Here is a 12,075-nt window from a genome sequence, read left to right as displayed (position 1 = left end):
TCTGAACTAAAGAAAAAGAAATATAAAACGACGGATCTTGACACAACAACAGAAAGGAATGAAAAAAACTACTTCTTCATTCATGGAGAAGTAGCTTTAGAACATGAAGATATAGTATACGATCATTAAAAGTAGACCAAGTGGTAACCCAATTGTTGCCCACTCTTTACTAGTAATTTGTAGCTTACCAGCTGCTATTATATTTGGAATATTACCTGGTATTAACATACCGCCACTAATAATTAAACCTAATAAAATAGACCGCACTGTTTCTTGCTCCATTACAGGGCTAATTTCTGCAGCGGTTAAGGTTGCATTATCTAAAATTGCGGAGGCCATATTAATCCAATAAAGTGCAGATGGAGTAAGGCCTAAAAAATATTTTTGAATAAGTGGTTCAAAGCCTTCCCCAAGGAAAGTGAGACCCATTACAAAAAAATAGATTTTTAAAGACCTGACTAAAATGTCTTCATATGTTTCATTATCTTTTACTTCATGATATAACCCTCTTTGGACGTAAGGTTGTACGACAACTGCTCCTACTAATCCTAAACTTAAAACACCTAATATTACTTCTTTTCCTAATAGTCTTATTAAATAGAAGAAGTCTCCATCCAATTTATTTATAGCAATTGTTGCTAGCGGTTCACCTGTAGGGGTTAATGCCGCTCCAAGTCCAATGGAAAAGCACGCAATTACAACAAATCGAATAGTGGATGCTCTTTTCAATTGAAGGGAGCTTACTATTAATACTAAAAGTAATGCAGCAATTATTGCTGTAATAATACTAGATACTAGCCCTAAAAATACGATAACGAGAAAAACAAATAAGCGAAACGGTATAATATTACTTATTTTATTAATGGCTAATTGTAAAGGTTTACGAAACCATTTAAATAAAAAACCAGCACCTAATACTGCTAGAGTTATATAAATTGGGGCAAATGCAGCATTTAAGAAAAGAACACTATTCATTACTCCACCAACAATAGCCGCCAACACTCCTATAAAAAATAAAAACAATTCTAAATTTCGTTCTACCACTCTACTAGTTAACGGGATAAATAAAACTAATAAAAATATAAAAATCAAGCCTAATATCAATAGTTGTCAACTCCATAATATTTTTCAACACAATCTATGTATATGCAGAAGTCGGACAAATTAGAAGGAATTCTATAGGACAAAAAAGATGAAACCAATCGGCTTCATCTTTAACATACTTTATTAACGATGGAGTGCAAGTTTTTAAATTCAAGTTCATCAAATTTAGAAAACACTTTTTCACGGTTAATCGTAATCGACGCTTCTTCTAAACTACACTCTACAGGAACTTCACAATGAATTTCTGCTAACTTCCTTGAGAGATGTAATAAATCCATTCCCTCTTCAAACTTCTTTTGTTGAGCTTTTGTTAAGGAAGAAATATTGTTTAATATACCTTCGATCGACTTGTATTCCAGTAATAATTTAGTAGCAGTTTTTTCTCCAATCCCTTTAACTCCTGGATAATTATCACTAGGGTCACCCATAATAGCTTTTAAGTCAATTAGCTGTTCTGGTGTGAGGCCTTTCTTTTCAACAAAACCATCGTGATCAAACACTTCATAATTTCCGTATCCATTACGTATTAATGCCACTTTTACATTATTCTTTAATAATTGTAAAATATCTTGATCACCAGTTAAAATAATTACTTCTGCTTCATTTCTATATTTATTAGTTAACGTTCCGATACAATCATCTGCTTCATACCCTTTTAATCCTATGTTAGGTATATCAAAAGCTTCTACCACTTCTTTTACTAAATCAAATTGTGGGACTAACTGTTCTGGTGGAGCAGGTCGATTTCCTTTATACTCATCAAACATCTCTGTCCTAAACGTTTTACTACCCATATCCCAACAACAAACTATATGAGTCGGATTAAAGGACTCAACAGCAGTTACCATATGTTTAACAAAACCTTGAACTCCGTTAGTCGGTATACCATTCGATGTATACATAAATCGATTGTAAACACTAGTTGCATAGAATGATCTAAAAAGTAACGCCATTCCGTCTATTAATAATACTTTTTTCATTTTAACACGCTCCTCTACATACAGTTAAAATTATAACATATTGTTCTGTGTTCTAGAGGACAAACTATATATTTGGTGGAAGTTTACAAGATTTTTATCGTATTACTTAAAGCTAGAGGTAGAGACATAACTATTTTTTTAAAACAAAAAACGAACAAAAAATTAGGAGGTTGGAAATAACCCGCTCCGGAAATTCTGCAATTGTTCGTTTTTTAATCATGACTATTTTAGTTTTGTCTCAGCCACATTTCCTTACTCATATTCTTTTTCAATATTTTTTGTACTTCTTATTGTATTTATTGGTCTAACAAGACTCTCGATTTGTTCGCGTTTTCCTTCTAAAAATGGTGGTAGCGATAGCTTCTCGCCTAAAGTTTCATACGGTTCATCTCCCATGAAACCTGGTCCATCTGTAGCGAATTCGAATAAAATTTGTGGAGCAAGTCTTGCGTAAAGTGACTCGAAGAAGAAACGGTCGACATGACCAGACGTTTGGAAACCGAAGCTACGTAAACGTTGATCCCATTCAAGTATCTCTTTTCTATCCGCTACACGAAATGCAGCGTGATGAACTGTACCAAATCCTTGACGTGCCTGAGGTAAAACGGTATTGTGCTCTGCGATAACAGAGGCTCCGTTACCACCTTCTCCTACTTCAAATAAATAATAATCTCCTTCTTTAGAGCTCTCTTTAAACATGAGAACCTTTTCCATCATTTCTTTAAAATATTTAATATCTGCCACTCGAATAAATAAAGGTCCTAACCCAGTAATTGCGTATTCTAAAGGAATAGGACCATTTTGCCAAGCAGTTCCAGAAGCAACACCTTCGTTTTTTTCATCAGAAATTAGTTGATAATGTTGATCATCAAAATCAACAAAGGATAAAACTTTTTTACCGAATTGTTCTTTTACGCCGCTATGACTAACATTTAAACGATTAAATCGTTTTTCCCAGTATTCAATGGCTGCATCTGATGGCACTCGGAATGAAGTTTTGAAAATTTCATTTGTTCCGTGTACCCCTTTTGGTATACCTGGAAAATCAAAAAATGTCATATCCGTTCCAGGACTTCCTGTATCGTCTGCGAAAAATAAGTGATATGTTTGAATGTCATCTTGATTCACTGTCTTTTTCACTAATCTCATTCCTAATGTATATGTGAAGAATTCGTAGTTTTTTTCAGCACTACTAGTAATAGCAGTTACGTGATGTATACCTTTTAGCATTTTATATCCTCCTAATTAAGCTAGTTTCTATTATCTTGAATTCGAGATAAATATATCATTAGATTATGTTTGTGTCAACTGTTAACTTGCTTTAAGGATAATTTATACTCTCCAATGTTACCTTTTTCATACAAGTTAGTAATAGAAGTTGAGTAATTAGAAATCATTCCACGAAATGATAAGTTGCGTTCTGGGACTACAACATCAAATGTTCCACTATATAATAGTGTTGTAATGTCATGATAATGTTCACTATTTACGTAAAAAACAATTGAAATTGTTAATAGGTCATCTTCTATTTCCTCGTAATATTTCTCTATATTTATTGAATAACCATTTAAAGTAATTTTATTTACCATCATTTCACACTCCTAAGCTAAATAAAGCAACGGTATTATTATAGCTAAAAAATAAGCACCGTTACAAATAACGGTACTTGTTCAAACATTATTTATTTAACGGGATTTTAAATTTATCATTAAAGTAATAGTAATTTTTTGAATGGTCACTTTTTAATATAATCGTTTCTGGTAATGTTTGATTTATAGGAATGTCCACTTGAAATATAATATTAGAATTAGTAGTTCTTCGACTCATAGAGTTAGCATCAACATCTTCCCAATAGAAATCTAAATAAGTATTTTCGTTTTCTCCCCATTCATAGTCTACATACCACATATAATCAAAAATATACGTTTCTGCTATGTGTTCTTTCATTTTTTGTTGTCCAATTATCGATACTTGTAAACGCTCGGGTCTTTCGTCATTCGCTTCTAATTTTTCGACTTTTACGTAGTCAAAATCAATATACTCATCTTTAATAGATAAAGGAATTTGAATACCATCCTTTAACGGAACTTCCATTTCGATATTTGCAACATCATAAAATTCAATTGATTCCAATAAGAAAAATAAATCCTCATCCTTTTTGCCTTTCGTTGTTGGCATATACGCATCCTCATTATAATAATAATGGTGATACATATGGGTTTGCTGTCCATAATACTGCCATGGCTCATAATAACTAGATAGCGACATGCGATTATACATATAACTGAAAGGATATAAGGATTCTCCCTGATCATTAACTATACGATATTGATAATGAAAACCTTGATCATCTGCATAGTTTAATTCTTCTCGTTTAGCCATCCTCCTCTCTTCCTCAGCCTCTGTATAATCCACTGTAAATGTTAATTCACTACCAACTTCACTATATCTAAATTCATTAATAATAATTTGATACTTATCTAATATCGTCTTTGTTTCATAGGAAGTAAATACTTCTGCTTCCTTTAAACCTTTACTATATTGGATAGGAAGATCAATTTCCCAACTTCCGAATATTCCACCTATCCTATAGGGCAGAAGTTTTATTGTAAATTCTTCAGGTAAGGTTTCACTTACATCACTCAAATAAAAATATATAGACCCTTCCTTTAAATCGTCACTTGTTGAAATAATGGAAGTTTGTTCTATTGGTACAAATTCATTGTCTAATTGTATTTGTAATAATCCAAGCTGATACACATTGAGCATATGTGTGTCATTATTTAAGTATGTTGCATCTAATTCTCTCTCTGTTTCTATTTTAAAGTCTATTTTCGATAATGTTGAGGTTATGTCAATGCCCGTTATTTCCATAGTTATTTCTTTATCGCTTGCCGTATAGGTACCCTCTTTCCATACGTTGTAAAATTCGCCGTGTTTCATATAGTTACTTGCAAGAGTGGTCCATTTTTCCAACGTTGGTTGAAAAATAATAAACATTGTAAAAATACCGATAATACTTCCAGCTGCTATTGATTGATAAATTGCCTTTTTTCTTTTACTTTTTTTATTCATACTATACGGTTTTAATTGTTGTAATACTTTATTTTTTATCATTTCTGGACATGCAGCTTGATTAAAATAATTATGTATTATCTTTAGTCTTTTCTTTATTTCTTCTCTTGTTTCTCGACAGAAAGGACAAAACTCTAAATGATCGTCTATTGTTACCCTTTCATAACTACTTATGTTTCCTAATACATATAGAAAAAGGAGGTTAGGTCTCATACACTCCTCTTTAGATGACAAGTTCTCATTAATTAACTGCCAAAGTGCTTTCTCCACTTCTAAAGGTACTTCTTTTTTTTCTTCTTGAAATATATAGTGCAAAATTGTTTTTTTATATGGCGTGGTGAGTTGTTGAAAGGTCGTAACGAATGATAAGTGTTTTTGGTCATGAAGTACTGATGTTGAGGTTCTTGGTCGTTTTTTTTCAAATAAGTAGGTAACAATTCTTTCGGAAATCCAGCATGAAAAAGGCTCGGATTGATTATAGTTTTTTAAACTTTCGTATATATAAATAAATGTATTAGCAACCACATTTTCACTTTCTTCTTTATCATACCCTAATAGAAGAGCAGATTGATAAAGTCTAGATCCATAGTCTTCTAAAATCTCTTCAAAGGAATCTTTATTCCCTTCTAAAATAGACTGTATGTTCATACATTACATCCTTTAACAACAATATGTTTAATAATGCCTATCAAATTATCTATTATATAACACCATTTTAATACGAAACTGATAGTATTTTCAATATATTTAAAATATATAAGTCTATTTCGAAGGTAGAAAACATAATAAAAAGGCTACCCGAATAATGGTAGCCATTTACTTTTAGTTATTCTTAATTTCCACACAATTTATTTCGCCAAACTTTACAGCACCCTCATTTATATGAACCACTTCATTCGCTGCTAAATTAGTGAAAATAACAGGAGTTATAGTAGACGCTGCTTCGTTTTCAATAATCTCTAAATCTACTTGTAATAATGGTTGACCTTGACTAACTTTATCACCCTGCTCAACAAGGTTTTCAAAGCCTTTACCTTTCAAGTTTACAGTATCAATACCAACATGAACGAGAACTTCTCGGCCGTCTTCCGTTACAATACCTACTGCGTGCTTCGTTGGGAAAAGATTAACAATAGTCCCTTCAACAGGTGAAACGACTGTCCCCTCTGACGGTTTGATCGCAAAACCATCTCCCATCATTTTTTGCGAAAAAACTTGATCAGGTACTTCGGATAAAGGTAAAAGCTGTCCTGTCATCGGTATTGCTATTGTTGACGTTTTATTTACATTACTCTGTACTTTTTCTGAAGTAGCTGCTACTTCCTCCATAACTGGAGTTTTACCATTGATTATATCTTGGATTTGTCCTTTAATAATTTCTGAACGCGGACCAAATATCGCCTGAATATTTTTATCTATCTGCATTACGCCAGAAGCACCAAGTTTTTTCAATTGATTTTTATCTACTTGATTTACGTCTTTAACGCTAACGCGAAGACGTGTAATACATGCATCTAAACTAGTTAAGTTACTTTCTCCGCCTAGAGCTTTAAGAACACCTAATGGTAACTCATTCTTACCAGCATTTCCATTGTCAGACTTTTCTTCTACATTTACTTCTCGTCCAGGAGTCATTAAATTAAACTTCTGAATTGCGAATCGGAATCCGAAATAATAGATAACTGCAAATAGTAATCCGACTGGAATTACAAGCCACCAATCTGTTTGGTTTGGTAGGATACCGAATAGGATAAAGTCGATAACCCCTCCTGAGAAAGTCATACCTATTTTTATATCTAACATATGCATAACCATGAACGATAAACCAGCAAATACTGTGTGTATCGCAAATAATAATGGCGCAACAAACAAGAAACTAAATTCAAGTGGTTCCGTTATTCCTGTTAAGAATGACGTTAATGCTGCAGAACCCATAATACCTGCAACCATTTTCTTTTGTTCTGGACGTGCACAATGATAGATTGCAAGTGCTGCTGCTGGTAATCCGAACATCATAAATGGAAATTTACCTGTCATAAATGTACCAGCGGTTAATTCAGCACCATCTCGAATTTGCGCAAAGAATATTCTTTGATCTCCACGAACAATTTCACCGGCAGCACTCGTATAACTTCCAAATTCAAACCAAAACGGTGAATAGAAAATATGATGAAGTCCAAATGGTATTAATGCTCGTTCAATTACCCCGAACACAAATGCTGCAATTGTCCGGTTAGATTCTGTCATTATATAAGAAAACGTATTTAACCCTTCTTGCGCATACGGCCAAATAAAGTTCATAATAACACCTAAAACCAATGCAGCGGCAGCCGTCACGATTGGAACGAAACGTTTACCAGCAAAGAAACCTAAATACGTAGGTAACTCGATATTATAATACTTATTATACATATAGGCCCCGAGTAACCCGGCTATTACCCCACCGAAAACACCCGTTTGTAACGTTGGAATTCCTAAAACGTTTGCATAAGCTGGGTTTAAATCTACATCTGCAGCAGTTATGCCTCCAATAACACTCATCGTTACATTCATAATTAAGTAGCCAATCATTGCGGCAAGGCCAGCTACACCATCTCCACCTGCTAATCCAATTGCGACACCAATAGCAAACAATAGTGGTAAATTAGCAAAAACTATATCTCCCGCTTGTTCCATGATAGACGCAAGTAAAACAACCCATTCAGCTTCTAGCGCTGGTATTCGATTTGTTAAGCTAGGGTTTTGAAGCGCATTACCAAATGCTAATAAAATCCCCGCTGCAGGTAATAATGCAACCGGTAGCATTAATGCCCTACCAACACGTTGCAAAGTACCAAAAGTATTCTTTAACATCTTTCTTTCCTCCTATTTACAACTAGAAATAATGAAGCATTTATGTAAAATGTTTCAGATAACAACAAAAAAACATGAGAAAAAGAATCGGTTAAAAAATGAAGATAGAAAAATTCTGCCTTTATTTTTTAGCCTTTTCTCCCTCTCATGCCTGCACTACCAGTAACACGTGAAAAAAAGCGTGTTTATTTTATTGTTGTTTAGAAAGCCTTTGCAAATGAAGCGTTATGTAAACGGCTTCTTCATCTGGTACAGGCTTTTGTAATTTCTGTTGCATTATCTTAATCAATTTCCAAGCAAGATTGTAACATACAGGATATTCATTTTGCAATACTTTTGCTAATGTTTCTTGTTTTTCAGAGGGAATGTTCCCTTCTGATATGCGCTCAATGGAACAGTGAAAGTGATGAACTAATCGAAGGTAATTAACATCTTTTCTATCAATTTTTATATTTAAAGATATTTCTATTATTTGTACAAGTTCATTAATAAGCTGTGTATGACGATTAATTTCAGAAAGATTTTTATTTGTTAAAGCACTATGAATATGAAGGGCAATAAAACCAACTTCTCCTTCAGGTATATCGATATTTAATTTTTTATTTAACCAGTTAACAACTTCCATCGCTACTGAATATTCTTTCGGATATGCTGATTCTGTTTCGTTTAAGAAAGGATTTTTAATATCTATCCCTTGTTGTATTCTCTTAACAGCAAAATATAGATGATCTGTTAACCCAACATGAATATGTTCATTTAATTGAATTTGTAATCGTGTCTCTATCTTTTCCATACATTCATTCATTAACCCGATGAAGGATTCGTCAACATAATCAAGTAACTGCTTGTACTGTTGTTGTTCTTTTTCATTTTTTAAAACAAAAAACTTTTCAGCTTTCTCACTAGAAATATTTTCTCCAGGCTTTTTTCCGAAACCAATACCTTTACCTGTCAATATTACTTCATTATAGCTCGGATGAATTGCGATAAGAACATTATTATTTAAAACTTTCTTTACTTGCAACATAATACTGAAACCCTCCAGTAACCTCATTCGACAAAATTAGACACTATTCTATCACTCTATTATAAATTAAGCTACAATAAAATGATAGTCAAGAAGTTGGCGATACAAATGGTATAGTAAATTGTAGTAAGTATAAAAGAATCGTTAATGTTATTAGATATACTTAGCCAAAACACACCTATAGAGGGGAATCAACACTTAAATGGCGTTGTAATATTTTTCATTTTAATATTTTTTTACTTACTTGTTTTTCTAACCATTTCCAAGGGATAATATTTTTCCATTTAATTTGTGTTTTAATTGCCCTACCAACAGGATATCGTAAAGGTGGATTTGGATTCTTAACTGCCTGTACTATTGTTTCCGCTACTTCAAGTGGATTTTGAGCGTTTTCTTCAATGTGCTCAACAACTTGGAACATTTTGCTTTTATATGCTGCATATGGAGATGTTTCGTTTACCTTTATTCCTGAAAATCCTTTTGTCCAAATATCTGTTCGGTAAGAACCAGGCTCTATTAATACGACTTTTATTCCAAATGGTAATAGTTCAAACCGTAAAGATTCACTAAATCCTTCTACGGCAAATTTGGAAGAAGCATATGCACCTAAGGCTGGAAAACCAAAATGTCCACTTATACTGCTCATGTTAACTATTGTCCCATTCCTACTTTGCCTCATATGAGGGATAACTTCTTTCGTAAGTGCAACTAAACCGAAAAAATTTGTTTCAAACTGTTCTCTCAACTCTTCCATTTTCATTTCTTCAATGAAACTTCCAAATGCATAGCCAGCATTATTAATTAAGACGTCAATCCGATCATATTTTTCGATAGTAGTTTGTATTACTTCTTTTATACTATTATGATTAGTAACATCTAATTGGATAATATGGATAAATTCAGACAAACCAGCTCTTTCTATTTCTTCTACTAACAATGTCTTTTTTTGTAGATTACGCATTGTAGCGATAACTGTATATCCTTCTTTAGCCATCTCAATTGTTGTTAAAAGTCCAAAACCACTAGATGTTCCTGTAATAAAGCAAATAGGTCTGTCCATTTCCGTTTCTCCTTCTACTTTTAGTGTACGTCTTAAAAAGTGTTATCTTTGTATATATTCGACTCCATCTAGATAATAATAATAGCATAGTACTTATTGCTAAATAATGGTTTACTAAAATATAGTTGAAATTATAATAGAATCGTGTTATATTAATTAAGCGATGAGCTGAATTGTGTAAGTCGAGCAACGAGCCATTTTGGCAGGCACTATGTGGAGTGCTGTTTACTCGCCTCAATTTTCGAAAAAAAAGAAACCTGCATTTATGTAGGTTTCTTTTTTATGTTCAAATAAACATTATTTCAATCTATTTTAAAATACGGGTTTTCATTTAATGGAGTCCAAAGGCTTGTTTGCTCTAGCATCGCCGCCATTTTTAATAATAAATCTTCCTTTCCTCTTGCTGCCATAAATTGAACTCCTACAGGTAAACCTTCGTTTGTTACATGGAGAGGTACAGACATTGCTGGTTGACCTGTTAAATTGGCTAGTTGAGTAAATGGTACTCTTTTCAAGCTATCTTCCACTAACTTATCTACGATTCCAAGTTTCTTCAACAGTTTAGCAGACCCGATTTTCCCTGTTACTTCTAATGCAAGCTTTTCCAATGATTTTAGGTCATGGTCTCCAATTTTAGCAGGTGGAAATGCTGTTGTTGGAGTTATATAAAGATCATACGTTTCGTGAAAAACTTCCATTTCATATGCAGCTCTATCCCATTCCTGTAAACTAAGAACAAATTCTTGTGCAGTTGTAGCCTTCCCGAGCAAGCTTAAAAGCCAAGTAGTCGGTTCTACATCTTCATATTTCACTCTTTTTCCAATTACTTCTTCTAATCGTGATATAGAGGCACTCACTTCTCCAAAATATAGTGTAATATAACTCGCTGCCAACTTCTTACCATCGACCGGTGCATTCTTTTCTATTACATGATGTCCTAAAGATTCTAAATGCTTTACGGTTTTTATTACAGCAGCCTGGCACTCTTTGTTTACTTCAGTTAGAATAGGAGATTCGATAGAAAAGGCTATTTTTAAAGGAGTCTCTATCCCTTTTTCTATTTCCTTTAAGTACCTTCCATTAAACGGAGGTGCCGTATAAGCCCCTGCTTTTTCTACACCGTTTAATATATCCAGTAATGCAGCACTATCTCTTACCGTTTTTGTTATTGCATGTTCCACTGTTGCACCTTGCCAATACCGTCCGTTTTTTGGTCCAACAGGTGTTCTCCCTCTAGTAGGTTTTAAACCAAATAATCCACAATATGCTGCTGGTATTCTAATGGAACCTCCGCCATCGTTTGCTCCAGCAAATGGTACCATGCCTGATGCAACAGCTGCAGCTGAGCCACCGCTAGAGCCACCAGGTGTATAATCTAAATTCCAAGGATTTCTAGTTGGGCCATAGTGTTTCGGTTCTGTAACTGCCATTAAACCAAATTCTGGAACGTTTGTGTAACCTAGAAAAAGCAACCCTTGTTTTCTTAATCGTTTTACATATTCCGAATCTTCGTTTGAAACATAGTCTTTATGCACTTTGGAGCCTAGCGTAAGTGGCTCCCCTTTCATTTCTTGTGAGATATCTTTTAACGCAAATGGTACTCCAGCAAAGATACCTTCATTTTCATCTACTATTTCTTTTTGTACCTTCTCTTTTCGAGTATAAATAAAGGCATTTACATCTTTATTAACTGATTCCATTTTATTTAAAGCTGCTTCCAAAACTTCGGGTTTACTAACTTCCTTCTGCTTAATCAACTCGGCTATTCCTAAACCATCATAATTTTCATATCCAAAATGATTCAACTAAATCCCCCCTTTTATGCTACATACCGTATTCTCTATTTTTCATCTAGAAACCTTCTAAAACAAAAACAATTATTTTTAACTCCCTCCTCACCTTAACACGAAATATATTTCGTTCGCATAGGCTACTATACGAAACATCTTTGCTTCGTATTCTCTGCGGAAGGGAGA

General features: G+C 33.7%; 9 protein-coding genes. All 9 read right to left on the bottom strand.

Annotated features, from left to right (window positions below):
• Positions 1 to 96: 96 nt before the first annotated feature.
• The 9 genes from O1A01_RS13140 to O1A01_RS13100 all read right to left on the bottom strand — a co-directional run bounded on the left by O1A01_RS13140 (position 97) and on the right by O1A01_RS13100 (position 11,904).
• Positions 97 to 1,104, bottom strand: a complete 1,008-nt coding sequence (locus O1A01_RS13140) for a DUF1646 family protein (protein ID WP_066414175.1) — start codon at positions 1,102 to 1,104, stop codon at positions 97 to 99.
• A gap of 110 nt (positions 1,105 to 1,214) precedes the next feature.
• A complete protein-coding gene (locus tag O1A01_RS13135; protein ID WP_066414177.1) occupies positions 1,215 to 2,084 on the bottom strand; it encodes a 5'-3' exonuclease in 870 nt (289 codons plus the stop codon).
• 252 nt (positions 2,085 to 2,336) lie between these two features.
• On the bottom strand, positions 2,337 to 3,314 hold the full coding sequence (locus tag O1A01_RS13130; RefSeq protein ID WP_270064322.1) for a ring-cleaving dioxygenase: 978 nt from the start codon (positions 3,312 to 3,314) through the stop codon (positions 2,337 to 2,339).
• Positions 3,315 to 3,388: 74 nt separating this feature from the next.
• Positions 3,389 to 3,673 carry a DUF3219 family protein gene (locus O1A01_RS13125; RefSeq protein ID WP_270066412.1) on the bottom strand — a complete coding sequence of 95 codons (285 nt, stop codon included), beginning with the start codon at positions 3,671 to 3,673 and terminating at the stop codon, positions 3,389 to 3,391.
• An 88-nt stretch (positions 3,674 to 3,761) separates the two neighbouring features.
• Complete coding sequence (locus O1A01_RS13120) at positions 3,762 to 5,807, bottom strand: RNA polymerase sigma factor (protein WP_270064321.1); 2,046 nt, start codon at positions 5,805 to 5,807, stop codon at positions 3,762 to 3,764.
• 174 nt (positions 5,808 to 5,981) lie between these two features.
• Positions 5,982 to 8,012 (bottom strand): glucose-specific PTS transporter subunit IIBC, encoded by a 2,031-nt coding sequence (ptsG, locus tag O1A01_RS13115; RefSeq protein WP_066414195.1) that lies wholly within the window; start codon positions 8,010 to 8,012, stop codon positions 5,982 to 5,984.
• A 190-nt stretch (positions 8,013 to 8,202) separates the two neighbouring features.
• On the bottom strand, positions 8,203 to 9,039 hold the full coding sequence (glcT, locus tag O1A01_RS13110) for a glucose PTS transporter transcription antiterminator GlcT (RefSeq protein WP_066414199.1): 837 nt from the start codon (positions 9,037 to 9,039) through the stop codon (positions 8,203 to 8,205).
• A 220-nt stretch (positions 9,040 to 9,259) separates the two neighbouring features.
• A complete protein-coding gene (locus O1A01_RS13105; RefSeq protein WP_066414201.1) occupies positions 9,260 to 10,099 on the bottom strand; it encodes an SDR family oxidoreductase in 840 nt (279 codons plus the stop codon).
• 302 nt (positions 10,100 to 10,401) lie between these two features.
• Complete coding sequence (locus O1A01_RS13100) at positions 10,402 to 11,904, bottom strand: amidase (protein ID WP_066414208.1); 1,503 nt, start codon at positions 11,902 to 11,904, stop codon at positions 10,402 to 10,404.
• Positions 11,905 to 12,075: the final 171 nt, after the last annotated feature.

Origin of the sequence: Sutcliffiella sp. NC1, assembly GCF_027594365.1 — a bacterium.
In the GTDB taxonomy this organism is placed as follows: domain Bacteria; phylum Bacillota; class Bacilli; order Bacillales; family Bacillaceae_I; genus Sutcliffiella; species Sutcliffiella cohnii.
The sequence above is the reverse complement of the archived record's forward strand: the minus strand, read 5'-3'. Positions and strand labels throughout refer to the sequence as shown.

Coding starts and splice junctions, on each gene's coding strand:
- O1A01_RS13125 (WP_270066412.1), bottom strand. CDS start 3,673: ATGGTAAATAAAATTACTTTAAATGGTTATTCAATAAATATAGAGAAA.
- ptsG (WP_066414195.1), bottom strand. CDS start 8,012: ATGTTAAAGAATACTTTTGGTACTTTGCAACGTGTTGGTAGGGCATTA.
- O1A01_RS13130 (WP_270064322.1), bottom strand. CDS start 3,314: ATGCTAAAAGGTATACATCACGTAACTGCTATTACTAGTAGTGCTGAA.
- O1A01_RS13135 (WP_066414177.1), bottom strand. CDS start 2,084: ATGAAAAAAGTATTATTAATAGACGGAATGGCGTTACTTTTTAGATCA.
- O1A01_RS13120 (WP_270064321.1), bottom strand. CDS start 5,807: ATGAACATACAGTCTATTTTAGAAGGGAATAAAGATTCCTTTGAAGAG.
- O1A01_RS13105 (WP_066414201.1), bottom strand. CDS start 10,099: ATGGACAGACCTATTTGCTTTATTACAGGAACATCTAGTGGTTTTGGA.
- glcT (WP_066414199.1), bottom strand. CDS start 9,039: ATGTTGCAAGTAAAGAAAGTTTTAAATAATAATGTTCTTATCGCAATT.